This window comes from Polymorphobacter multimanifer (genome assembly GCF_014205635.1).
GTDB classification, from domain to species: domain Bacteria; phylum Pseudomonadota; class Alphaproteobacteria; order Sphingomonadales; family Sphingomonadaceae; genus Sandarakinorhabdus; species Sandarakinorhabdus multimanifer.
In genome coordinates this window covers 1-23,368 of record NZ_JACIIV010000032.1, presented here as the reverse complement: position 1 = coordinate 23,368, position 23,368 = coordinate 1, and the positions used below count along the sequence as shown (strand labels likewise).

The following is a 23,368-nucleotide window of genomic DNA, read 5'->3' as shown; positions in this document are numbered from 1 at the left end:
CTCGGTGCACCGGTCAAACCGGCTCGCCGTCGATAGGTTGCCTTGGAGCGTGTTTCGGGAAAGTGGCAGCCTCTCTAGCGGGCGACCTCGCGGAGCACGGCATCGACAAGCGGCTGGCCGGCGGGGGTGAGGCGGATGCCGGGGAGATCGTCTTCGAGAAGGCCGGCGGCGACAAGCCCCGCCACCTTGCGCGCGTCGAGGGCATCGGCAAGGGCCATGCCGGTGCGGGCCTGGAAATGGCTGCGGTCGATGCCGGCGGCGAGTCGCAGGCCCATCACCAGCGCTTCGGTGGCGCGCTCCTGGGCGGTGAGCGGGGTGTCGGTGAGCAGGCCATGGCCGTGCGCCTCGACGCCTGTGCGCCAGGCTTCGGGCTTTTTGGCGCGCTCGCTGGCGCGGCCGAGGCGGCGGCCGTGCGCGCCGGGGCCGATGCCGATGTATTCGCCATAGGTCCAGTACTGGATGTTGTGGCGCGCCTCCGCTCCCGGGCGAGCGAGGTTGGAGACTTCATAGGCGAGCAGCCCGGCGGCGGCGGCGCGTGCCCGGGTGAGGGCGAAGAGATCGGCGGAGAGCTCGGGCTCGGGGAGCACCAGCTGGCCGCGGGCGTGGAGGGCGGCGAAGCGGGTGCCGGGCTCGATGGTGAGCTGGTAGAGCGAGATATGGCTGGTGTCGAAGGCGAGCGCGCGGGCCAGCTCGGCATCCCAGGCTTCGAGCGTCATGCCCGGGCGGTCGTAGATCAGGTCGAAGCTGACGCGGGCGAATTGCTTCTGCGCCACATCGAGCGCTGCCAGCCCCTGTGCCACATCGTGCGGGCGGCCGAGCAGCTTGAGGGCGGCATCGTCGAGGGATTGCAGCCCGAGCGACAGGCGGTTGACGCCGGCGGCGGCGAAGCCGGCGAAGCGGCCGGCCTCGACCGAGGAGGGGTTGGCTTCGAGGGTGATTTCGAGATCGGGGTCGGACGGCCAGTGCGACGTGGCGGCTTCGATGATGGCGGCGACGGTGGCGGGCGGCATCAGCGACGGCGTGCCGCCGCCGAAGAAGATGCTCGTCAGCCGGTGGCCGGGGAGCAGGGCAGCTTCATAGGCCAGCTCGGCGAGCAAGGCATCGCGCCAGGCGGAATCGTCGACGGTGGCGCGGACATGGCTGTTGAAGTCGCAATAAGGGCATTTGGTGACGCAGAACGGCCAATGGACGTAGAGCGCCAGACTTTGCTTCATGGGCGGCCCGAAGACGTTGAGCTGGGCAGCATGGCAGCGAGGAGCCGGAAGGCGCGGGCGCGGTGGTTGTCGGCTTCCTTCTGGTGGCGCTGCATCTCGCCATAGGTCTGGTTCTGGCCTTCCATCACGAACATCGGATCATAGCCGAAGCCGTTCTCGCCGCGCGGCGGCCAGACCAGCCGGCCATCGACGCGGCCTTCCACCGTCTGGCAATGGCCATCGGGCCAGGCGAGGCTGAGGGCGCAGACGAAGTGCGCGGCACGGCTGCCTTCCTGCCCAAGTGATTCCTCCACGCGCGCCATCGCGACCGAAAAGTCTTTGCCCGGGCCTGCCCAGCGGGCGGAGTAGATGCCAGGCGCTCCGCCGAGCGCATCGACGCAAAGGCCCGAATCATCGGCGAGTGCGGGCAGGCCGCTGGCGGTGGCGGCGGCGAGCGCCTTCAGCTCGGCATTGGCCTTGAAGGTGTCCCCGGTCTCCTCGGGTTCGGGAAGGCCGAGCGTCCCTGCCGACACGACATCGAGGCCGAGCGGGCCGACGAGCTCGGCGAGCTCGATGACCTTGCCGGGATTGTGCGTGGCCAGCACCAGCCGGCCGGGGATGAGGCGCCGAAAGCTTTCCGGGGGCATCATCCGCGCCCGACGGCTTTCAGCTGCGCCTTGAAGACCTCGCCGCAGCCGATGCGGGCGAGGCGGAGCATGCGGAGAAGGGTCTCCTCGTCATAGGGCGCGCCTTCTGCAGTTGCCTGCAGCTCGACCATGCCGCCATCGCCGGTAAGGACGAAATTGGCATCGGTGTCGGCGCCCGAATCCTCGATGTAATCAAGGTCGAGCACCGGATTGCCCTGGTAGACGCCGCACGAGATGGCCGCGACCTGCAGCGCCAGCGGATCGGTGGCGAAGGGCGTTTTTGCGTGGATGCCGTCGAGGGCGAGGCGCAGCGCTACCCAGGCGCCCGAGATGCTGGCGGTCCGGGTGCCGCCATCGGCCTGGATCACGTCGCAATCGAGGGTGATCTGACGCTCACCCAGCGCCACGAGATCGGTGACGGCGCGCAAGCTACGGCCGATCAGGCGCTGGATTTCCTGGGTGCGGCCGCTCTGCTTGCCCTTGGCGGCTTCGCGGCTGCCGCGGGTGTGGGTGGCGCGGGGCAGCATGCCATACTCCGCCGTCACCCAGCCCTTGCCCTGGCCGCGCAGCCAGGGCGGCAGCCGCTCCTCGACGCTGGCGGTGACGAGAACATGGGTGCCGCCGAACTTGACGAGGCACGAGCCTTCGGCGTGGGCGGAAAAGCCGGGGATCATCTCGATGTCACGCATCTGATCGGGGGCGCGGCCTGATGGGCGCATGGGGTCTTGTCCTTTGTTGTGTGGGCATGCCGGTAGCGGGCGGCGCGCGTCCTGTCATCAAGGCTGTATCATCGCGGCCATCAGGGGCCGTGACAAAACAGCCGGAAGCGCCTAGTCTGTTCGTCATGCTTTCCCCCACCGTGGCCGAACTCACCGACCGCGCGCGCGAGGTGTTCCGGCAGATCGTCGACAGTTATCTTGCCACCGGGGCGCCGGTGGGCAGCCGCACGCTTTCGCGCGGGACCGGGCTGGGCCTGTCCGCCGCGTCGATTCGCAATGTGATGCAGGATCTCGAGGAGCTGGGGCTGCTTGCCGCACCCCATACGTCGGCGGGACGGCTGCCGACCGAAATCGGGCTGCGGATGTTTGTCGACGGGATGATGCAGGCGGCCGAGCCTTCGCAGGCGGAGCGAAGTGCGATCGACACCAGCCTGCAGCGCGGGCTCGATTCGGGGAGTGCGATCGAGGATGTGCTGGGACAGACGACCGCGATGCTCTCGGGCCTGTCGCAATGTGCCGGGCTGGTGCTGGTGCCGCGCACCGATCCTGTCATCCGCCAGCTGAGTTTCGTGCCACTCGGGCCGCGTCGTGCCATGGCGATTCTGGTCGGCGCCGATGGCAGCGTGGAAAACCGCGTCGTCACCTTGCCCGAGGGGTTGCCGCCGACGGCGCTCGAAGCCGCCGCGCAGTATATCAACCAGCATCTGGGCGGGCACACGCTCTCCGATGCGCGGTCGCGGGTGGCGGCCGAGATCAGCGCCAGCCGCGCGACCCTCGATGCGATGACCGCGGAGGCGGTGGAAGCGGGGCTTGCGGTTTGGTCCGCCGATGGTGCGCAGCGGCCGGTGCTGATCGTGCGTGGCCAGGCGCGGCTGGTCGAGCCTTCGGTGGACCCCGAACGCATTCGCCAGCTGCTGGGCGAGCTGGAGGACAAGGAAGATCTGGTGCGGCTGCTCGACCTGGCGCGCGAGGGCGATGCGACGCGGATTTTCATCGGCGCCGAAAGCCAGCTTTTCTCGCTGAGCGGGTCGTCGGTGATCGCCGCCCCCTATCGCGGGGCGGGCGGCCGGGTGATCGGCGTTGTGGGCGTCATCGGCCCGACAAGGTTGAACTACGCGCGCGTCATCCCCATGGTGGATTACACCGCAAAAACATTGAGCAGGCTTGTCGCATGACCAACACCGAAACGCCCGAAACCGAGATCGAAAATGAGGACGGCGCGCCCGAAACGCCCGAGGTGGATTTTGCTGCCGAACTGCTGGCGCGCGACGAGGAGATTGCCGCGCTCAAGGACAAGGCGATGCGCGCGGCGGCCGAGCTGGAGAATACCCGCCGCCGGCTGGAGCGCGAAAAGGCCGATACGGCCGCCTATGCGATGACCGGCTTCGCGCGCGATCTGCTGGCGGTTTCGGACAATCTGCGGCGTGCGCTCGATGCGCTGCCGACCGCCGGCATCGAAGGCGTGCAGGGTGGCATCGAGGCGACCGAGCGCGAGCTGATCGCCATCTTCGGGCGGCACGGCATCACGAAGATCGAATCGGACGGGGCGAAGCTCGACCCCAATCGCCACCAGGCGATGCTCGAAGTGCCGACGGCCGACGCCGAGCCGGGCACGGTGGTGAACACGCTGCAGGCCGGCTGGACGATCAAGGACCGGCTGTTGCGGCCGGCGCTCGTCAGCGTGGCGAAGGCGGCGGAGTAAGGGTTGGGCGGGCAGGCGCCACCGGCATCAGCCGGTCGGCAGCGGCGCGGTCCCGCTTCTCGACGACCTTCTTGACTGCCCAGCCGCCGACAACCAGCCCGATCATGCCGGCGGGGCCGAGGGTGCGGACGATGGTGGGCAGCGCCACGCCGATCGCCATGCCGACCGGGCCCGCCGAGACGCCGCCGACCGACCGCGCCACTGCGCGTGTCGCCAGCGCCGTTACCATTCTTCCCATTGCGCTCATGTCGTCGGCTCCCGTTTGCTGTGGCGTATATCGTCCCCACAAACCCCATTTTCCAGAGGCGGTTCCATGTCATAAGGTGTGACACACACACCGAGGATCCGCCTCATGGCCAGCATCGCACCCGCCGCCCAGCCTGCTCTTGCCGCTGACCGCACCCTCGCGGTGGCGGCGGCCGTGTTGCTGGCGCTGGTTGTCGCTGCCATCGCGCGCGGCCTTGGCAGCGGCAACAGCCCGCCTCCGCTGGTATGGGCGCATCTGCTGAGCATCAGCGGCGCGCTGGCGCTGACCCCCCCGCTGCTGTGGCGGTCCAAGGGCACACCGCCGCACCGCAGCCTCGGCAAGCTCTGGGCCGCGCTGATGATGGCGGCGGCGACCACGAGCCTGTTCTTCAACATGGGATCGACCGAGCCCGGCAGCCTCGGTGTTTTCACGCTCGATTTTTCCCCCATCCACATCCTGAGCGCCTTCGTGCTCTTCGGCGTGCCGCGCACGGTGCAGGCAGCCCGGCGGCATGATGTGGCGCGGCATCGCACCGGCATCCGTTCGCTGGTGATCGGCGCGCTGCTGGTGGCGGGCGCCTTCACCTTTCCCTTCGGCCGGCTGATGGGCCTCTGGCTGACCGGGTGAGGGCCATCAATGCGCTGAAGGCCTGGGCGTTGGCCGAGGTGGTGATGGCGGCGGTCTATGTCGGCCAGTGGCGCGGCCTGAGGTTCGAGGACCAGGCCGGCCCGCCGCCCGCGAGCGCCCTGGTGGCGGGGCTGGAGCTGGCCTATCTGCTGCCGTTTCTGGCCGCTGTGCTGTTCAGCTGGCGCTGGTGGCAGACAAGCCGGCCATCGCTCGACGCCCGCACGGGCTGGGCCATTCTCGTCTACAGCCTCGCCAGCATCGCCAGCTTCGCGCTGTGGGATGGTGTGGCGACGCTGGCCGATGCGCGGCGGCTCTATGCATTCGATACCGGGGTGTCGCTGCTCGGGCTGTGGCCGGCGCTTGCCATGGTGGCGTTCATTCGCCGAACGGCGGCACGGCCCTGATCGCGGCGAGCGGCTCGGCCATGCGGGGGGCGAGGTTGGCCCGCAGGCTTGCGAGAATCTCCGGCCGGGCCGTGGCGGGGGTGCCGCCGCCGAGCGGTACGGGATCATATTCGAGGGTGAGCTGGATCGTCTCCGCCACATCGCGGCCATGAAGCTGTTCGATGACGCGGAAGGCGAAGTCGATGCCCGAGGTGACGCCGCCGGCAGTGATCCGGTTGCGGTCGACGACGGTGCGCTCGGCGACGAAGGTGGCGCCGAAGCGCGCCAGTTCCTGCCCCCAGGCCCAGTGACAGCCGGCGCGATAGCCCTTGAGCAGCCCGGCGGCGGCGAGGATCAGCGAGCCGTTGCACACGCTGGTGACGAGCTTTGCCGTCTCGGCCTGGTCACGCAGCCAGCCGAGCATGTGTCGGTCGGCCATCACTGCCGGCACGCCATAGCCGCCCGGCACCACGATCATGTCGTAGCGGTCGGCATCGGCCAAGGTGCGGGTGGGGACGAGCGCCAGCCGGCAATCGCTCATCACCGGTGCCAGATCTTGTCCAACATAATCGACCACCGCACCCGGCATCCGCGACAGCACCTGCGCCGGCCCGGTGAGATCGAGCTGCGTCAGGTTCGGGAAGAGCAGGAACCCGATGCGGAAATTGTCCAACGCTGCCTCCTATGCCGCTTTGTCTCGCGCTAAATCCAAACGGCGATGCGGTCCAGAGACTGGATGAACAAAGGCCTCCGGCGGCCGGGGCCTCAGGCCACGGACCCCATGCGTTGAGCGCGGTCCTCACTGACGGGGTCTGGGGCCAAGGCCCCAGCCGCCGGAGGCGCCTTCACGTCCAACTAAAGGGAGAGCGCCTCCGCCACCGCGGCATGGGTGATGCGGCCGCCGGCCACATTGAGGCCCTCGGCCAGATGCGGGTCGGCGGCCATCGCGGCGTCGGCGCCCATGTTGGCGAGGCGCAGCGCATAAGGGAGCGTCGCGTTGTTGAGCGCGAACGCCGAGGTGCGCGCGACCGCGCCCGGCATGTTGGCGACGCAATAATGGATGATGCCGTCGACGGTGAACACCGGATCGGCATGGGTGGTGGCGCGCGAGGTCTCGAAGCAGCCGCCCTGGTCGATGGCGATGTCGACGAGCACCGAGCCGCGCTTCATCAGCCCGAGCATGTCCCGTGTCACGAGCTTGGGGGCGGCGGCACCCGGGATAAGGACGGCGCCGATGACGAGGTGGGCGCGGGCGACAGCGGCTTCGACCGCGGCACGCGACGAGAAGGCGGTCTTCACCCGGCCTTCGAACTGCGCATCGAGCTCGGCGAGGCGTGCGGTCGAGATGTCGTAGATCGTCACATCGGCGCGCATGCCGACCGCCATCTGGGCGGCGTTGACGCCGGCCACGCCGCCGCCGAGAATTGCGACCCGGGCCGGTGCCACGCCGGGCACGCCGCCGAGCAGGATGCCGCGGCCGCCCTGCTCCTTTTCGAGATAATGCGCGCCGACCTGCACGCTCATGCGGCCGGCGACTTCGCTCATGGGGCGCAGCAACGGCAGCCCGCCGGCACGATCGGTGACCGTCTCATAGGCGATGCAGGTGGCGCCCGAGGCCATCAGCGCCTCGGCCTGCGGCTTGTCGGCCGCGAGGTGGAGATAGGTGAACAGCGTCTGGCCCGGGCGCAGCATCGCGCATTCGTGGAGCTGCGGCTCCTTGACCTTGACGATCATGTCGGCCGCCTCGAACACTTCCGCGGCGGTGGCGACGATGCGGGCGCCGGCGGCGACATAATCGGAATCGGCGAAATCGATGCCGCCGCCGGCGCCCGTTTCCACGATCACCTCATGGCCATGGCGCGTCAGCTCGGCGACAGAGGGCGGGGTGAGGCCCACCCGATATTCGTGGATCTTGATTTCCTTCGGCACACCGACGCGCATCTTGTTCTCCATGCGAACTTTTGTTCGCTTACTATAGGCCAGCATTTCTGCCATTTCCAGCGCTGTTGTGGGGATTTCCATGTTGCATTGCGGCACCCATGCCGCTGTGCTACCCGCATCGCCGCTCCCCTGTGGAACCCGAGGCACGATGTCGACCGATCCGGCTTCAGCCACAACGCTGCAAGACCATGGCCACAAGGACGGTGTTCCCAAGCTGGCGCTCGGCGCGCTCGGCGTGGTGTTCGGCGATATCGGCACCAGCCCGCTCTATGCTTTCAAGGAAACTTTTGTTGGCCACCACCCGATTGCGGTGGACCAGCTGCACATCTTCGGTGTGGTGTCGCTCATTTTCTGGTCGCTGGTGCTCGTCGTCACGGTCAAATATGTGTCGATCATCATGCGCGCCGACAATCGCGGCGAAGGCGGCAGCCTGGCGCTGCTGGCGCTGATTTCCCGCCTGTCCAGCAACACACGACGCTCGGGCTATCTGGCGCTGCTCGGCGTGCTGGCGACAGCGCTTTTCTTCGGAGATGCGATGATCACGCCGGCGATGACCGTGATGTCGGCGGTGGAAGGTCTTACCGTGGTGCAGGCGGGCATGGGGCCGCTCGTGGTGCCGATCGCCATCGGGATTCTGGTGGCGCTGTTCCTCATCCAGGCACGCGGCACGGCGCGGGTGGGGGCGGTGTTCGGCCCGATCATGGTGCTGTACTTCGTGACGCTCGGCGTGCTCGGGGTCGTCAATCTCATCGAACGGCCGGACATGCTGTTTTCGCTCAACCCATGGTGGGCGGCATTGTTCATTGCCGAAGATCCCGCGCTGGCGTTTTTCGCGCTGGGATCGATCGTGCTCGCGGTGACGGGGGCCGAAGCGCTTTACGCCGACATGGGGCATTTCGGCCGCAAGCCGATCACCTTTTCCTGGCTGTGGATCGTGCTGCCCGCCCTGATGCTCAACTATCTGGGCCAGGGCGCGCTGCTGCTCGAAGAGCCGATCGCGGCCGAGAATCCCTTCTTCCTGATGGCGCCGGAATGGGCGCGGCTTCCGCTGGTGCTGCTCGCCACCGCCGCTGCCATCATCGCCAGCCAGGCGGTGATCACCGGCACCTTCTCGGTCACGCGCCAGGCGATCCAGCTCGGTTTCCTGCCGCGGCTGCGCATCACACACACCAGCGCTTCGGCCGAGGGGCAGGTGTTCATCCCCATCGTCAACTGGACGCTGGCGCTGCTGGTGGTGTTGCTGGTGCTGGGCTTCAAATCCTCGTCCAACCTCGCCGCCGCCTATGGCATCGCCGTGACCGGCACGATGTTCATCGATACGCTGCTGCTCGGCGTGCTGCTGCTGAGCGTGTGGAAATGGAACCGCTGGGTTGCGGTGCCGCTGCTGGCGGTGTTCCTGCTCGTCGATGGCATGTATTTTGCTTCGAACCTCACCAAGGTGCCCGATGGCGGCTGGTTTCCGCTCGTGATCGGCCTGCTCGGCTTCACCATGCTCACCACCTGGTCGCGCGGGCGTGAACTGATGCAGGAGCGGCTGCGCGAAAGTGCGATGCCGATCGAGGTGTTCATCAAGTCCGCCTCCTCGGCTGCGGCGCGGGTGTCGGGCACGGCAGTGTTCATGACATCGTCGCCCACCGGGGTGCCGCCGGCGCTGCTCCACAATCTCAAGCACAACAAGGTGCTGCACGAGCGGATCATGATCCTGACCGTGGTGATCGACGAGATTCCCTATGTGTCGGAGGAGGACCGGATCGGCACGGTGATGCTGGGGTCGGACTTCTACCGGATCATCATCCGCTACGGCTTCATGCAGGAGATCGACATTCCTGCCGTGCTCAAGCGGATCGAGAATTGCGGGCCAAAGGTGAAGATGATGGAGACGAGCTTCTTCCTCTCGCGCCAGACGCTGCTGGCCTCGGACAAGCCGGGAATGGCGCTGTGGCGCGAGCACCTGTTCAGCTGGATGATGCGCAACGCCGAAAGTGCGATGGACTTCTTCAAGCTGCCGACCAACCGGGTGGTGGAGCTCGGGAGCCAGGTGGAGATCTAGGGTCAGGACTTGTTGATTCCATGCCCCGTCATTGCCCGCTGCGACCAAATGGCTAGGCGCGGGCGCGCTGGCGGGGCTTCGCCCCCCGGCGAGCGACCGCAACGACGCCATTTGGTCGCAGCGGGCAACCCGAAGGGCGCCTCGGAGAGCCCCGGTACCGCGTTCGCTTCGCTTGGACGCACCTGAAAAGGTGCGCCACTGCGCTCACTCATTCGTACCGGGGCTCTCCGAGACGTGCCGGGGCATGGAATCAACAAGTCCTGACCCTAGAAATCCAGCTTGTCGTAATGGTCCGGCGGCGGCAGGCCTTCCATGCGCTCGCCGAGCAGCGGGCGGAAAGTGGGGCGGGATTTGAGCGCCGAGTACCAGATGCGCGCCGGCTCATGGCCATCCCATTGCAGGCCCGACAGATAGTCCGCGACCGAAAGCTGGGCGGCCGCGGCGACATCGGCGAGGCCGAATGCCGAGCCCGAGAGCCAGCGACGGCGCTCGAGAAGCCAGTCGAGATAATCGAGGTGCATTTCAGCCGCGCGTGAGGCCGTGCGCAGCGTCGCCGCCTCGGGGGCGGTGCGGGTGTAAAGGCGCTTGTACATGCGCTCGGAGAGCAGCGGTGCCGTCACTTCGGCGTAGAATTTGTGGTCGAACCAGGCGGTAAGGCGGCGCGTTTCGGCGCGCTCCTCGGGCGTGCCGGCGAGCAGCGGCACGCGCTCCACCGTCTCCTCGAAATAATGGCAGATGGCGGAGGAATCGGCGATCACCAGCCCATCGAGCGCGATGACCGGCGTCTGGCCGGCGGGGTTGAGGGCCAGCAGGCCTTCGGGCTTCTCCCAGGGCAGGCAGTGCACCAGCTCCACCGCAAGGCCCTTCACGGCGAGCGTGAAGCGGACCTTGCGGCTGAACGGGCAGAGCGGAAACTGGTGAAGACGCCACATGAAACGGACCCTAACGAATCGCTGCGTCTTTGGAAGCACATCGCACGCTGCCGCTGATGCCGTGATGTGCGGGCCGTGTCGAGAAATGCCGTTGCAAGCCGTTCGCAACAAGCGTAGCGCAGAACGAGATGTCGTTGAGCCCTGTCCAGACCCGCACCTTGCGATGGCCGTTGTGGCTGGTGCTGGCGCTGCCGGGCGCCTGGCTGCTGTGGCAGGCAGGGCAGCCGGCGGCCGACCTCGACGAACTCGCGAACGTGTCGGGGCAGTTGGCCGGCGTGCTGCTGGTGCTGGCGATCGGGCTGACCGGTGTTGCGCGGCTGCATCCCGCACTGGCGCAGCTGGTGCACTTGCGCCGCGCCTTCGGGCTGGCGGCGTTCGGCACCAGCGTGGTGCATCTGCTGCTGTACCTGCTGGCCATGGGCGCGCTGGAACCGGTGCTGGCCGAGCTCGATGTGCCGGGCATCTGGACCGGCTGGGCGGCGCTGTTGCTGCTCGTGCCCCTGGCGCTGACTTCGACCGATGCGGCGATGCGGCGGTTGGGGCGCGGCTGGAAGCGGTTGCAACGGCTCGCCTGGCCCGCAGTGGCGCTGGCGCTGGCGCATACGTACATCGTTCATGATGGGCAAACGCTGGCCATGGCATTGGCGGCAGTGCTGATCCTGCTTCAGATCACTCGTTTCAACCGTGGAAGGACCGTATCATGACATTGAAATACACCCTGATTGCCCTGGCGCCGCTGGCGCTGGCGCTTGCCGGCCCCGCTGCGGCGACCGGCAAGATGACCTGCAAGGTGGCTGCTTCCGATGTGAAGCCGCAAGCCGAGCTGGTGACCGCCCTCACCAAGCAGGGCTGGACGGTGACCAAGGCCAAGCCCGACGGCGGCTGCTACGAAGTCTATGGCACCACCCCCGAGGGCGACCGGGTGGAAGCCTATTTCGACCCCGTCACCTTCGAGAAGCTCTATGTCTCGCAGCGGGGCAAGGTGCTGTTCCAGAAGCAGTAACTACTGATCGGCCTTTGCGCGGGAAGGCTTTGCCTTCTTGCGCGGGGCCGGCTTGGCGGCGCGCCGTGCCTTGAGTGCGGCCACTTCGGCCTCGAGCTCGGCGATGCGCATCGCCTGTCGCACGAGCAGGCCCTGCAGCGCGCCGACTTCGGCTGACGGTTGCGGCTCGGGTGCAGGAGCAGGGGCAGGCTCGGGCTTGATGACCGTCACCTCGACGGTTTCCTCAGCGGCCTTGGCGGCGGCGGTATCGTTCCTGAACATCCCCGATTCGCGGGCACGGCGGATGAGCGGTGCGGCGCTCACGGCAAGCGCCATCAGGCTTTCGATCAACGGGTCCTGCTTGCTCATGCACTCGTCCTCAGGCTGTGTTGCACTGATATGGCACCGGGGCGGCCAGTTTCAAGCTACTCGGCAGCGATGGTCTCCGGTGCATCGTCGAGCGGGTGCGAGAGCCGGTCCAGCATCTCTCTGGGCACGACCTGCCAGAGCTGGCCCTGGGTGCGATCCCATTCGGTGACAAGCCCGGCGGCCCATTTCGAGCTCGTCTCGCGAACATGTTCCTCGATCAGCCCCCGCGCCACGGCCTCCCAGTGCACCGAGCCGATGCGGCGGACGATGACCGAGTCCTGGTTGACGCGCGACGGGAAATCGTCCCCCTGATCGAGCACGAAGACCATGCCGCCGCTCATGCCGGCGGCGAAATTGTCCCCCGTCGTGCCGAGGATCACCACCGTGCCGCCGGTCATGTATTCGCAGCCATTGGCGCCACAGCCTTCGATCACGGCATTCGCGCCTGAGTTGCGCACCGCGAAGCGCTCGCCCGCACGGCCGGCGGCGAACAGCTTGCCGGCGGTGGCGCCATAGAGGCAGGTGTTGCCGATGATGGCGTTGGCCTGGGTGGCGAGCGGCGAGGAGACCATGGGGCGCAGCGTGATGGTGGCGCCCGAAAGCCCCTTGCCGACATAATCATTGGCCTCGCCGAACACTTCGAGCTTGACCCCCTGCACCGCAAAGGCCCCGAGCGACTGGCCGGCCGAGCCGCGCAGCCGCACGGTGATATGGCCGGGTGCGAGCCCGGTCATGCCGAAGCGCTGGGTGATCTCCGAGGAGAGCCGGGTGCCGACCGCGCGGTGGGTGTTGCGCACCGTATAGGTGAGCTGCATCTTCTCGCCGCGGCTGAACAGATGCTCGGCATCCTTGAGCATGTCGGCATCGAGGCTGTCCGGCACCGGGTTGCGGTGGGTGGCGATGCCGAACCGGCGCAGATGATCGGGCGCGTCGACCTTGGCGAGGATGGGGTTCAGATCGAGATCGTCGAGATGCTCGGCGCCGCGGCTGACCTGGCGGAGCAACTCGGTGCGGCCGATCACTTCGTCGAGCGAGCGGACGCCGAGCTTCGCCAGGATTTCGCGCACCTCCTCGGCAATGAAGCTCATCAGGTTGATGACCTTCTCGGGGCTGCCGCTGAACTTGGCGCGCAGCGCATCGTCCTGCGTGCAGACACCGACGGGACAGGTGTTGGAATGGCACTGGCGCACCATGATGCAGCCCATCGCCACCAGCCCCAGCGTGCCGATACCGAATTCCTCGGCCCCCAGGATGGCAGCGATGACGATATCGCGCCCGGTCTTCAGTCCGCCATCGGTGCGCAGCTTCACGCGGTGGCGAAGCCCGTTGAGGGTGAGCACCTGGTTGACTTCGGAGAGTCCCATTTCCCACGGCGTGCCGGCATATTTGATGCTCGTCTGCGGCGAGGCGCCGGTACCGCCGACATTGCCCGAGACGAGAATGGCATCGGCATGCGCCTTCGCCACACCCGCCGCCACCGTGCCGATGCCGGCCTGGCTGACGAGCTTGACGCAGACGCGCGCACGCGGATTGGCCTGCTTCAGGTCGTAGATGAGCTGCGCCAGATCCTCGATCGAATAGATGTCGTGGTGCGGCGGCGGCGAGATGAGGGTGACGCCGGGGGTCGAGTGCCGCAGCTTGGCGATGAGGTCGGTCACCTTGAAGCCGGGCAACTGGCCACCCTCGCCGGGCTTGGCGCCCTGGGCGACCTTGATCTCGATCTCCTCGCACGCCAGCAGATATTCGCTGGTCACGCCGAAGCGGCCCGAGGCGACCTGCTTGATCGGCGAGTTGGCGTTGTCGCCATTGGCATAGGGGGTGTAGCGCGACCGGTCCTCGCCGCCTTCGCCGCTCACCGACTTGGCGCCGATGCGGTTCATGGCGATCGCCAGCGTTTCGTGCGCCTCGGGGCTGAGCGCGCCGAGACTCATGCCGGGAGTGACGAAACGCTTGCGGATTTCGGTGATCGATTCAACCTGCTCGATGGGCACAGGCGTTGTTTCGGGCACGAAATCGAGCAGATCGCGGAGTGCTATCGGCGGCAGCTCGGCGACTTTGCGGCTGAACTTCTTGTAGTCCGAATAGCTGTCCGCCCCCACCGCGTGCTGGAGCAGGTGGATGAGCCCGGCCTCATAGGCATGGGCTTCGCCATTGGCGCGGTAGCGGTAGAGTCCGCCGATCGGCAGGGCGATCACGTCCTCGTCGAAGGCGCGCTCGTGGCGCATCTGGCTGTTGATGAAGAGCGATTCGAAGCCCTCGCCGGAGATTTTGGACGGCATCCCGGGGAAGAAATCCTGCACCAGCGCCCGGCTGAGACCGACCGCCTCGAAATTGTAGCCGCCGCGATAGGCGGAGATGACGGCGATGCCCATCTTGGCCATGATCTTGAGCAGGCCATCATCGACCGCCTTGCGGTAGCGCGCGACGCAATCGGCCAACGTGAGCTGCCCGAACAGCCCGCGGCCGTGCCGCTCGGCGATGGCGGCTTCGGCGAGATAGGCGTTGACCGTGGTGGCGCCCACGCCGATCAGCACCGCGAAATAATGCGTGTCGAGTGCCTCGCAGGCACGGACGTTGATCGAGGCGAAGGTTCGAAGCCCCTTGCGGACCAGATGCGTGTGGACGCCTGCGGTGGCGAGGATCATCGGAATCGCTGCTCTCGAAGCTGACTGCGCCTCGTCCGAGAGGAAGATCTGGCTCTTGCCCGAGCGCACCGCCAGCTCGGCGGCCTGGCGCACCTCCACGATGGCGGCGCGCAGCCCGGCGGCGCCGCTGGTCACGTCGAAGGTGCAATCGATCTCGGCGACCTGCGCGCCGAAATGCGCCTTCAGCAGCGCCCAGCCCTTCGAGGTGAGCACCGGGCTTTCCATCACCATGACGCCCGATTGCTGCGCCTTGCCATCGAGGATGTTGCCGAGGTTGGAGAAGCGCGTCTTCAGCGCCATCACCCGGGTTTCGCGAAGCGAGTCGATCGGCGGGTTGGTGACCTGGCTGAAATTCTGGCGGAAGAAATGGCTGAGGTTGCGCGGGGCGTCCGAAATCACCGCGAGCGGGGCATCGTCGCCCATGCTGCCGATCGCCTCCTTGGCGTCCTCCACCATCGGGGCGAGCAGCAGCTCCATGTCCTCCATCGTTTGTCCGGCGGCCACCTGGCGGCGGCGCAATTCGGTGCGATCCCAAACCAGACCGCGCTCGGGCGCATCATGGCCGGGCAGATCCTCGAAATTGGCGAAGTCGGCCACCTTGGCGGCATAGTCGCGCGCCGCGGCAATCCGGTCCTTGATCGCACGGTCCCCGTAGAAGGTGGGTGCGCCGCCCCCCTCAACATTCTCATCGCCGTCGAGATCGATGGCGATCATCTGGCCGGGGCCGAGCGCGCCCTTCTGCACGATGTCGATTTCGGGGAGCACGACCATGCCGGCTTCGGAGCCGGTGACGAGCAGGCCATCGCGGGTGAGGCAATAGCGCATGGGGCGCAGCGCATTGCGATCGAGCCCGGCCACCACCCAGCGGCCGTCGGTCATGGCGAGCGCCGCCGGACCGTCCCACGGCTCCATGATGCTGGCGAAGAAGGCGTACATGGCGCGGTGCGCCGCCGGCATCCGGTCATCCTTCTGCCAGGCCTCGGGGATGAGGGTGAGCTTGGCGGTGGGCGCATCGCGGCCCGAGCGGACGAACGCCTCGAACACGGCATCGAGGGCGGCAGTGTCGGAAGCGCCGGCGGGGATGAGCGGCTTGATGTCTTCCGAATGCTCGCCAAAGGCGGTAGCGGCCATCTTGATCTCGTGGCTCTTCATCCAGTTGGTGTTGCCGCGAACGGTGTTGATCTCGCCGTTGTGCGCGAGGCAGCGAAACGGCTGTGCCAGCCACCATTGCGGGAAGGTGTTGGTGCTGTAACGCTGGTGATAGATGGCGAAGCGGCTGACAAAGCGCGCGTCCATCAGGTCGGGATAGAAAACCGAAAGCTCCTCGGCGAGGAACAGCCCCTTGTAGATGATCGACCGCGCCGAGAGCGAGCAGATGTAGAAGCCCTGGATCTGCGCCTCGATGACCCGCTTCTCGATGCGGCGGCGGACGAGATACAGGTCCTTTTCGAACGCCTCCATCGCGGCGCGGCCCGACGGCAGCGGCCCGGCGATCATGATCTGCTCGATCTCGGGGCGCGAAAGCATGGCTTTCTCGCCGATCACGCTGACATCGACGGGCACCTGCCGCCAGCCATAGACCTTGTAGCCGAAGCCGATGATCTCGGATTCGACGATCGTGCGGCAAGTTTCCTGCGCGGCCAGATCGGTGCGCGGCAGGAAGACCTGGCCCACGGCAAGCAGGTTCGGCCGGCGCTGCTGGCCGGCGCGCTCGATATGCTGGTGGAAGAAATCGACCGGCAGTTCGACATGGATGCCGGCACCGTCGCCGGTCTTGCCATCGGCATCGACCGCACCGCGGTGCCAGACCGCCTTCAGCGCCTCGATTCCCGCTTCAACGACGCGGCGCGAGGCCACGCCGTCGGTCGCGGCGATCAGCCCCACGCCACAGGCATCGCCCTCGAATTCCGGGCGATACATGCCGGTTTCGGCAAGGTGCTGGCGCCAATCAGGAAATTGGGGGGCGTCGATGCTCATCAGGCAGTCCTGTCGATAGGTGTCAGCGGCGCGGTGGGGCGGCCGGCGGCGTTGCAGCGGGAGCGGCGGCCGGCGTGCCGATCAGGTTGGGGAACAGCGTCTTGACCTCGGCTTCGATGCGCGGGACGATTCCCTGCTGTGCGGCCTGCACCTGCGGCGCGAATTGCGCCTGCACCTGTTGCGACACCTGCTGGGCGATCTGCGGCTGCGCGGTGCGCAGCTTGGTGCCGGGTGCCGAACGGTAGAAGGCGGAGATCGCGGTCATTTCCGGAATAGTGAACTGCGTGGCAAAGGCCTGGATGCTGGCCGCGCGCACCGCCGCCTGGCGCTGGGTGAACACCGGGGTGAGCGCATCGGCCTGGATCGCGCCGGCACGGCCGAGCATCGCTTGCACGCCAGCCTGGTTGCGCTGCGCTTCGGCCTGCACCTGCGGACTGTTGCCGATCAGCTGCGCGATGAGGGCACCGCGGCGAACACTCGCGATCTGCTGGTCAAGCGCTGCCTTTTCGGCGGTGGCAGGCGAAATGGCCTCGACCATCGCCGTTGCCGCGGTGACGGCGGCAGCGGATGGCGCCGCAGACTGCGCCAGGGCGGGCTGGCTTGTGACGATGGGGAGGGCGAGGAGGAGCAAGCGCATCAGGCGGCCTTTCGGTTCTGCTGGCCGGCGGTTTCGCGCAGCCATCGGTGCATTTGCGGGGCGACATCGCGCCCATCGCGCACCGCCCATACCACAAGGCTGGCGCCGCGCACGATGTCCCCTGCGGCGAAAACGCCGGGAATCGCGGTCATCATCGTCTTGTGATCCACCCGCACCGTGCCCCAGCGGGTGACCGAAAGCTCGGGCGCGCCGAACGCGCCCGGCAGGTCCTCGGCATCGAAGCCCAGTGCCTTGATGACCATGTCGGCGGAAGTCTCGAAATCGGCACCCGGCTCTGCTTCGGGCGCGCGGCGGCCATCGGGTCCGGCCTGGCCGAGGCGCATCCGCTGCGCCACGACGCTGCGAGCACGGATTTCGGCGGGGGCGGCGAGCCACACGAACTCGACGCCTTCCTCCTCGGCGTTCATCACCTCGCGAGCCGAGCCGGGCATGTTCGAGCGATCGCGCCGGTAGAGGCACTTCACGCTGGCAGCGCCCTGGCGGACGGCGGTGCGCACGCAATCCATCGCGGTGTCACCACCGCCGATCACCACGACATGCTTGCCGTGCGCGTCGAAGCGGGGGGCATCGGCAACGGCATCACCGAAGCCGGCGCGGTTGGAGGCGATGAGATAATCGAGCGCTTCGAGCGCCTGCGGGCCCTCGGCGCCGGGCACTTCGATGGCGCGCGCCTTGTACACGCCGGTGGCGATGAGGATGGCGCCATGTCTTGCGCGGAGGTCGTCAAGGCTCGCATCGCGGCCGATCTCGAAGCCGGGATGGAAAACGACGCCGGCATCGACCAGCCGCTGCACGCGGCGCATCACCACCGGCTTTTCCAGCTTGAAGCCGGGGATGCCATAGGTCAGCAGCCCGCCGGCGCGGTCGTGGCGGTCATAGACGTGAACGGTATAGCCCTTCACCCGCAGCAGTTCGGCGGCGGTGAGTCCGGCCGGGCCGGCGCCGATGATGCCGACCGACTGTTCCGAACGGTCGGCCACCGGCTGGATCGGCTTCACCCAGCCCATCTCCCAGGCGGTATCGGTGATGAACTTTTCAACAGCCCCTATGGTGACCGCGCCGAAATCCTTTTCGATCACGCAATTGCCTTCGCACAGCCGGTCCTGCGGGCAGATGCGGCCGCAGATCTCGGGCATGGTCGATGTGCTGGCGGACAGCTCATAGGCTTCTTCCAGCCGGCCCTCGGCGGTGAGCTTGAGCCAATCGGGGATGTTGTTCTGCAATGGGCAGTGCACCTGGCAGAAGGGCACGCCGCACTGCGAGCAGCGGCTGGCCTGCTCCTCGGCCTTGGCGAGAATATAAGGGCGGGAGATCTCGAGAAAATCGTCGGCACGTTCCTGCGCCGCGCGCTTGGAGGGCTGCGCCTGCGGGCGATCGATGAACTTGAGCATCTGCGATTTGGCCATGGCTGGTTCCCCTTCGACGGGGGCCGCATAGCCTTTCAAACCTGAGGTGTCACGCAAAATGGCGCGATTAGGTCAGCATTACTGACTTAAATACCGCGATTCAAAGCTAACGGCATCCAAATCCTCTTCATTTAATGGCCGGGTCGGTCCTATCGGGCCAGTAGCCAGATCAGCGCAGCGCTGCCGAGGATGATTCGGTACCAGGCAAAGGGCGCAAATCCGTAGCGACCGATCAGCGTGACGAAGCCCTTCACCACAGCCAGTGCCACCACGAAAGCCACAGTGAAGCCGATCCCGATCGCCGAAAGATCGCCTACAGCTAGCGCATCGCGGCCCTTCCAGAGCGCATAGACGGTCGCGGCCGCCATTGTCGGCACTGCGAGGAAGAAGCTGTATTCGGCTGCGGTCCTGCGCTCAAGGCCGGCAAGCAAGCCGAACATGATCGTGGCGCCCGAGCGCGACACGCCGGGGATCATCGCCACGCATTGCCCGACCCCGACCGTGAAGGCCGTGCGCCCGGTCAGTGCCTCGATGCTGGTGAAGCGCACGCGGTGGAGCTGGCGCTCGATAACGAGGATCGCGACGCCGCCGATGATCAGCGCGACCGCCACCGTCATTGGCGATTCGATCATCCGGCGGATGCCCTCATAGGCCAGCGCACCCACCAGCAGCGCCGGTACGAAACCCAGGAACACGTTGCGCGTGAAGGCGATGGCGGGGGCCTCGCGCCGCCACAGTCCGACGATGATGCTGGAGAAGCGCGCCCTGTACGCCACGAGCACCGCAAGGATGGCGCCGAGCTGGATGGCGATCTTGAAGGCGAGCTCGGCCTCGCCCTTGAAGCCGAGCAGCTCGGAGGCAAGGATGAGGTGCCCGGTCGAGGAGACCGGCAAGAATTCGGTCAACCCTTCGATGACGCCGAGCAGGATGATGTCGAAGAGGCTTTGTTCCATGCCTCAGGCGATTAGGCGACCGGCGACGCCTTGGCAAACCGCCCGCTCGGCCGATAGCGCGCCAGCATCGCCGGCACGAAGGCGGACATCGGCGTGGCCACCACGCCCAGCTCGGCCAGCCCGGCTTCGCCAGGCGCCACCACATTGTCCTTTTGCAGCATGGCAAACTGGTCCGATGTCAGCGGCACGAAGGGCAGCACATCGCCCATCTTGCCCATCAGCCGCGCCACGCCATCAGGAAGATCGACCAAGGTGCGCTTGCGCTGCGTTTCCCGGTTGATCATCGCCATGATGGCCTTGAAGCTCATCACGTCGGGGCCGCCCAGAGCATAGGTGCGCCCGCGGCTCTCGCTCGATTGCAGGGCCGCAAGCACTGCCGCCGCCACATCGAGCACATAAACCGGCTGGAACTTCGAACCGCCGCTGACCACCGGCAGCACCGGCGCCAGCACTGCCATGGCGGCAAATCGGTTGAGAAACTGGTCCTCGGGACCCACGACGAGGCTCGGGCGCAGGATGGTGGCGAAGGGCAGCGCCTTGAGCACGGCGGCCTCGCCCTCGGCCTTGGTGCGTGCATAGGGCACCCTGGAGGCGGCGTCGGCGCCGATTGCCGACATCTGGACATAGGCCGAAACGCCGGCCGCCGCGGCTGCCGCACGCGCCGCACCCTGCGCCTGCACCGCATCGAACCGCTGGCCGCCGCGCTCATCGAGGATGCCGACGAGATTGACGCCCGCTGTCGCTCCCTCGAATGCCGCTGCCAGGCCATGCCCGGTGCCGACATCGGCCTGCACCACCGCAATCTGCCCGAGGCCGCCGAGAGGCCGCAGGAAGCCGGCGCGCTCGGGATTGCGCACGGCGACGCGGATGCGCGCCCCGGTTTCAGCGAGGCGCTGGACGATATAGCGGCCGAGAAACCCCGATCCGCCAACGACGGTGACGAGGCTGTCGGTGTCAAGGGGAAGGTCTTTTTCGATCATGGCGATGCCATAGCGCGGCGCGTGCCGGCTGTCCCCCCACTTGTCCCGCTGCCGATTGGCGCAGGGGCATTGCGAATCCATTTGACAAGCCCGCCGCCCCCCCATAACTGCCAGCGCCTACCCCGTGCCCAGATGGCGGAATTGGTAGACGCACCAGCTTCAGGTGCTGGCGCTCGCAAGGGCGTGGAGGTTCGAGTCCTCTTCTGGGCACCACTCTCGGTCAAAACTGGGCACTCGCCCGGCCGCGACCTGGGGATCAAGTACAGCGTGTTCCAGCGCTGACTTTGACCCTATGATCCGTATTTCTGAGGCGTTGACCTCGACGCGGTCAACGAGCAACCGAACGTATGCCTTGCGTAACTTCGGGTCAGGGTCGCGCAGCTTGGCGGCGACCATCCCGCCAAACTTCTCGACGATCTCCGGCGTAATCCGTTTTGCGCCGCGGATCATTTGCCGCTCTAGCCCGGAGATCGTGGCGTCGAGACGGGCTTTTTCAATCCGACGTTCGGACATGCGCTTGGCAAATTCGGGATCCTTCGCCGACATCAGTCCCTCTTCGATGAGTTCGATCAGCCGACCGATGGCGGTCTCGCAGCGTGTGCGCGCCTTACGGGCCTGGTCGAGGTCGGTTTTCCGCCGAGCATCGGCACAGTTGGATATTTCGAGAATGCCTGACAGCAAGGCCTGGAGACGACCGGGATCGAGTACACGATCCTCGACAGCGCGCAGGACGATATCGTCAAGCGTCTTCATAGGCAGCGTCGGGCAATTGCAACGCGCTGCGCCGCCATTCACCTTGCTGGCGCACTTATAGTAGCTGTAGCGCCCGCCCTTTCCAGTCGAGATCGTCAGGCCCGAGCGGCAGCCGGGCATACCGCAAGCTGCGATCCCGGTCAGCATTGTCGGACCGTTGACAACACGTGGTGCGGTGACCGCCGGCGCGCGCTTGGCCCTTAGTGCAGCGACGCGCGCCGCCTGCTCCGGCTCGATGATGCGTGGACACTCTACATAGGTCTGGTCTTCAAGGGTCGGCAGCTTGCCGGCGTCGTCCTTGGTGCGATCGGGGTATCGGCCAAGATAGTGCGGCTGGGTCAGGATCCGGTCGATCGAGCTGTGGAAAAACTGTCCGCCACGCAGTGTATAACCGTGGACCCGCAGCCACTCCGCGATCGAGCGCGTGCCCATCGGTTCCGCGCCAGTTCCGAACTCCGCCATGTCGTAGATCAGGCGCACCGTGGCGGCCTCCTCATCCACGACAAACAATTTCTTGCGCTCTTTCTTGCCATCGGTCTGCACCGTCCGGCTCTCGTAGCCGAATACGATATTGCCGCCGTTGAAGAACCCGCGCAGCGCATTGCGCCGTCGGTCGCGACGAGTGAACTGAGCTGCATCCTGCGCATATTTTTCGTTCATCAAGCCGACGACGCCACGCATCATCTGCCCGGTAGCATCGTTTGAAAATGCCTCAGTGAGTGACACGAAATCGACGCCGGCCTGGTCGAGTTTCGCGAAGCTGACAACCTGGGTGTACATGCGGCGGCTGAACCGCGACAGGGCGTAAGAGATGATCATGTCGACCGGCCGCCCGGGTTGCGTCGCCGCATCGATCATCCTGTCGAACTGCTTGCGGGCAAGCTTCCGCCCGGAAACGTTTGGCTCCTCGAACACGTGTACCTTCTCGATGTCATTGACCTCACAGTAATTGTCGATTGCCGCGTTCTGGCTGGCGATCGAAGCGTTCTTGCCATCCTCCTCGTCAACGCTGACGCGCACATAGCCGTAGGCCCGCAGCTTCAATGCCATGATCAACCCTCTTCCAGCAGTGCAGCTATTTCACGCCCGAGTGCATCCCAAAGCAACCGCGATTCGCCAGGTAATGGGTGGATACGATCAGGAAGATCGTCGACGACCCTCAGTCCTAAATTTGCGTTGGACGCGCACGCCGACCTTGCATCGCCGCACGTACTGCTGAACGGTCGTGTAGAGCGCCGCGCTCGTGGGAGGGATGGGGATGACGGCATTCCCGTTCGATGGACCAGGCGGAGCGCCGGCGCCCGTTACCGACCCGGAAATTGCGTCGATAAACTGTCTGGCTGTCAGCGGTTTGGCGCCTGACTGCGCCGATCTCGCCGGCAGAACGCTCTTGAACCAGCACTGGTGCAAGGACGCGCGCAAACCAGTCCGCCCGGCATCGGCGCGACGCAGCAATTGCGGGCGACGACATCGAGGACGCTGGTGACCGCAGCAGCTTGATGGCCCTGCTACTGCGCTTGCTTCGCTTAGGGCGGGCATATCCCCAAAGTCAGGGACAGATGCGCTAGATGCGGTGGAAGCGCTTTGTAGAGCGGGTCGAGGCTTTGGTACATTCGGCGCTCGCCAGGACGTCTCCGCGCTACGGAGCCTGCAGAGTGGCGCCTAATGAATGCGTACGCCAATTTAAAGTTCTTGTCGGGACTGGAGAATGACGGCGTGGCATCCGGGATGATTGCAATCGCCATGTCTTGCGCAATCGCCATAATCTCAGCGCGTTTGAGCGAGATCGCAAAATGCGATGCCTCGCCGCGGATTGCCAGTTCGGGCCTGTCAAGCATGATGCGCGCGATGGCAGCAGCTTGGGCGAAGCGTAAAGTCAGCATCAAGAGTAACGCTGCCGGATTTAGGCCGTAATGCCAGATTTCAAACAGCGTAAGGCGGCGCAGTTCAGGGGCTGGCCGCTTGGCAGTATCATGCAGAGATGCCTTCGCGCGCTGTCCGCTGGCAATCCGCCTCGACTTGATCCCGACAACGGTCGGCACCTTCGACAGAAACGCCGGATGGTTGAGCGCCAATGCTCTGCCGGACCGGACTATAAGCGGCCGGAAAGCGTAATTACCCACCCCCTGCGTTGAGCTATCCGGCGGAGACAGCGCCGAGGATGGTGTTGTAGGGATTGGCCCCGGACAGTCGCGCAGTATCGA

Annotated in this window: 21 protein-coding genes, 1 tRNA gene and 1 pseudogene; 8 read left to right on the top strand and 15 right to left on the bottom strand. The window is 66.4% G+C overall.

What is annotated here, in order from left to right; genetic code table 11:
- Positions 1–74: 74 nt before the first annotated feature.
- Genes hemW through rph form a run of 3 tightly spaced genes read right to left on the bottom strand, consistent with a single transcriptional unit; the run spans position 75 to position 2,559 of the window.
- Positions 75–1,214: a radical SAM family heme chaperone HemW gene (gene hemW, locus FHS79_RS16380; RefSeq protein ID WP_184202559.1), complete on the bottom strand. Its 1,140-nt coding sequence runs from the start codon at positions 1,212–1,214 to the stop codon at positions 75–77.
- The gene (gene rdgB, locus FHS79_RS16375) at positions 1,211–1,840 is read right to left on the bottom strand and encodes an RdgB/HAM1 family non-canonical purine NTP pyrophosphatase (protein ID WP_184202574.1); all 630 of its coding nucleotides are present in this window, start codon (positions 1,838–1,840) and stop codon (positions 1,211–1,213) included. Before rdgB ends, hemW begins: the two co-directional genes overlap by 4 nt.
- Positions 1,840–2,559, bottom strand: coding sequence for a ribonuclease PH (gene rph, locus FHS79_RS16370; protein WP_184202557.1), 720 nt, complete (start codon positions 2,557–2,559; stop codon positions 1,840–1,842). Before rph ends, rdgB begins: the two co-directional genes overlap by 1 nt.
- Before the next feature lie 125 nt (positions 2,560–2,684).
- Between rph and hrcA the strand changes: the two genes are divergently transcribed.
- Both hrcA and grpE read left to right on the top strand, forming a co-directional pair.
- On the top strand, positions 2,685–3,734 hold the full coding sequence (hrcA, locus tag FHS79_RS16365; protein WP_184202555.1) for a heat-inducible transcriptional repressor HrcA: 1,050 nt from the start codon (positions 2,685–2,687) through the stop codon (positions 3,732–3,734).
- Positions 3,731–4,261: a nucleotide exchange factor GrpE gene (grpE, locus tag FHS79_RS16360; protein ID WP_184202553.1), complete on the top strand. Its 531-nt coding sequence runs from the start codon at positions 3,731–3,733 to the stop codon at positions 4,259–4,261. The genes hrcA and grpE overlap by 4 nt, the downstream gene beginning before the upstream one ends.
- Here grpE and FHS79_RS16355 read toward each other — a convergent pair.
- Positions 4,236–4,508 carry a hypothetical protein gene (locus FHS79_RS16355; RefSeq protein WP_184202551.1) on the bottom strand — a complete coding sequence of 91 codons (273 nt, stop codon included), beginning with the start codon at positions 4,506–4,508 and terminating at the stop codon, positions 4,236–4,238. The genes grpE and FHS79_RS16355 overlap by 26 nt on opposite strands.
- Positions 4,509–4,613: 105 nt before the next feature.
- Between FHS79_RS16355 and FHS79_RS16350 the strand changes: the two genes are divergently transcribed.
- Positions 4,614–5,135: a DUF2306 domain-containing protein gene (locus FHS79_RS16350; RefSeq protein WP_184202549.1), complete on the top strand. Its 522-nt coding sequence runs from the start codon at positions 4,614–4,616 to the stop codon at positions 5,133–5,135.
- Positions 5,132–5,539, top strand: coding sequence for a hypothetical protein (locus FHS79_RS16345; protein WP_184202547.1), 408 nt, complete (start codon positions 5,132–5,134; stop codon positions 5,537–5,539). Before FHS79_RS16350 ends, FHS79_RS16345 begins: the two co-directional genes overlap by 4 nt.
- On the opposite strand, the gene FHS79_RS16340 is transcribed toward FHS79_RS16345, so the two are convergent.
- Together FHS79_RS16340 and ald are read right to left on the bottom strand one after the other, a co-directional pair.
- Positions 5,511–6,191, bottom strand: coding sequence for a DJ-1/PfpI family protein (locus FHS79_RS16340; protein ID WP_184202545.1), 681 nt, complete (start codon positions 6,189–6,191; stop codon positions 5,511–5,513). The two genes, FHS79_RS16345 and FHS79_RS16340, sit on opposite strands and share 29 nt — an antisense overlap.
- A 182-nt stretch (positions 6,192–6,373) precedes the next feature.
- Positions 6,374–7,459 (bottom strand): alanine dehydrogenase, encoded by a 1,086-nt coding sequence (ald, locus tag FHS79_RS16335; protein ID WP_184202572.1) that lies wholly within the window; start codon positions 7,457–7,459, stop codon positions 6,374–6,376.
- A gap of 148 nt (positions 7,460–7,607) precedes the next feature.
- Between ald and FHS79_RS16330 the strand changes: the two genes are divergently transcribed.
- Positions 7,608–9,509, top strand: coding sequence for a potassium transporter Kup (locus tag FHS79_RS16330; protein ID WP_184202543.1), 1,902 nt, complete (start codon positions 7,608–7,610; stop codon positions 9,507–9,509).
- A gap of 266 nt (positions 9,510–9,775) precedes the next feature.
- On the opposite strand, the gene FHS79_RS16325 is transcribed toward FHS79_RS16330, so the two are convergent.
- Positions 9,776–10,441, bottom strand: coding sequence for a glutathione S-transferase family protein (locus tag FHS79_RS16325; protein WP_184202542.1), 666 nt, complete (start codon positions 10,439–10,441; stop codon positions 9,776–9,778).
- A 128-nt stretch (positions 10,442–10,569) separates the two neighbouring features.
- Between FHS79_RS16325 and FHS79_RS16320 the strand changes: the two genes are divergently transcribed.
- Together FHS79_RS16320 and FHS79_RS16315 are read left to right on the top strand one after the other, a co-directional pair.
- Positions 10,570–11,145 carry a ferric reductase-like transmembrane domain-containing protein gene (locus tag FHS79_RS16320; RefSeq protein ID WP_184202540.1) on the top strand — a complete coding sequence of 192 codons (576 nt, stop codon included), beginning with the start codon at positions 10,570–10,572 and terminating at the stop codon, positions 11,143–11,145.
- Positions 11,142–11,444 carry a PepSY domain-containing protein gene (locus FHS79_RS16315; RefSeq protein ID WP_184202539.1) on the top strand — a complete coding sequence of 101 codons (303 nt, stop codon included), beginning with the start codon at positions 11,142–11,144 and terminating at the stop codon, positions 11,442–11,444. Before FHS79_RS16320 ends, FHS79_RS16315 begins: the two co-directional genes overlap by 4 nt.
- On the opposite strand, the gene FHS79_RS16310 is transcribed toward FHS79_RS16315, so the two are convergent.
- The 6 genes from FHS79_RS16310 to FHS79_RS16285 all read right to left on the bottom strand — a co-directional run bounded on the left by FHS79_RS16310 (position 11,445) and on the right by FHS79_RS16285 (position 20,411).
- Positions 11,445–11,792, bottom strand: coding sequence for a hypothetical protein (locus FHS79_RS16310; protein WP_184202537.1), 348 nt, complete (start codon positions 11,790–11,792; stop codon positions 11,445–11,447). It lies immediately after the preceding gene.
- 56 nt (positions 11,793–11,848) lie between these two features.
- Positions 11,849–16,414, bottom strand: coding sequence for a glutamate synthase large subunit (gene gltB / locus FHS79_RS16305; RefSeq protein ID WP_184202535.1), 4,566 nt, complete (start codon positions 16,412–16,414; stop codon positions 11,849–11,851).
- 22 nt (positions 16,415–16,436) lie between these two features.
- Positions 16,437–17,051 (bottom strand): DUF2059 domain-containing protein, encoded by a 615-nt coding sequence (locus FHS79_RS16300; RefSeq protein WP_184202533.1) that lies wholly within the window; start codon positions 17,049–17,051, stop codon positions 16,437–16,439.
- Complete coding sequence (locus tag FHS79_RS16295) at positions 17,051–18,478, bottom strand: NAD(P)-dependent oxidoreductase (protein WP_184202531.1); 1,428 nt, start codon at positions 18,476–18,478, stop codon at positions 17,051–17,053. The genes FHS79_RS16300 and FHS79_RS16295 overlap by 1 nt, the downstream gene beginning before the upstream one ends.
- A 149-nt stretch (positions 18,479–18,627) precedes the next feature.
- On the bottom strand, positions 18,628–19,431 hold the full coding sequence (locus FHS79_RS16290; RefSeq protein WP_184202529.1) for an undecaprenyl-diphosphate phosphatase: 804 nt from the start codon (positions 19,429–19,431) through the stop codon (positions 18,628–18,630).
- 11 nt (positions 19,432–19,442) lie between these two features.
- On the bottom strand, positions 19,443–20,411 hold the full coding sequence (locus FHS79_RS16285; RefSeq protein ID WP_184202527.1) for a complex I NDUFA9 subunit family protein: 969 nt from the start codon (positions 20,409–20,411) through the stop codon (positions 19,443–19,445).
- 126 nt (positions 20,412–20,537) lie between these two features.
- On the opposite strand from FHS79_RS16285, the gene FHS79_RS16280 reads away from it, so the two are divergent.
- Positions 20,538–20,624, top strand: a tRNA-Leu gene (locus FHS79_RS16280).
- 516 nt (positions 20,625–21,140) lie between these two features.
- Here FHS79_RS16280 and FHS79_RS19470 read toward each other — a convergent pair.
- Together FHS79_RS19470 and FHS79_RS16260 are read right to left on the bottom strand one after the other, a co-directional pair.
- A pseudogene (locus FHS79_RS19470) lies at positions 21,141–22,214 on the bottom strand (recombinase family protein); the annotation flags it as partial.
- 476 nt (positions 22,215–22,690) lie between these two features.
- Positions 22,691–23,239 carry a hypothetical protein gene (locus FHS79_RS16260; RefSeq protein ID WP_184202524.1) on the bottom strand — a complete coding sequence of 183 codons (549 nt, stop codon included), beginning with the start codon at positions 23,237–23,239 and terminating at the stop codon, positions 22,691–22,693.
- Between the last annotated feature and the right edge of the window lie 129 nt (positions 23,240–23,368).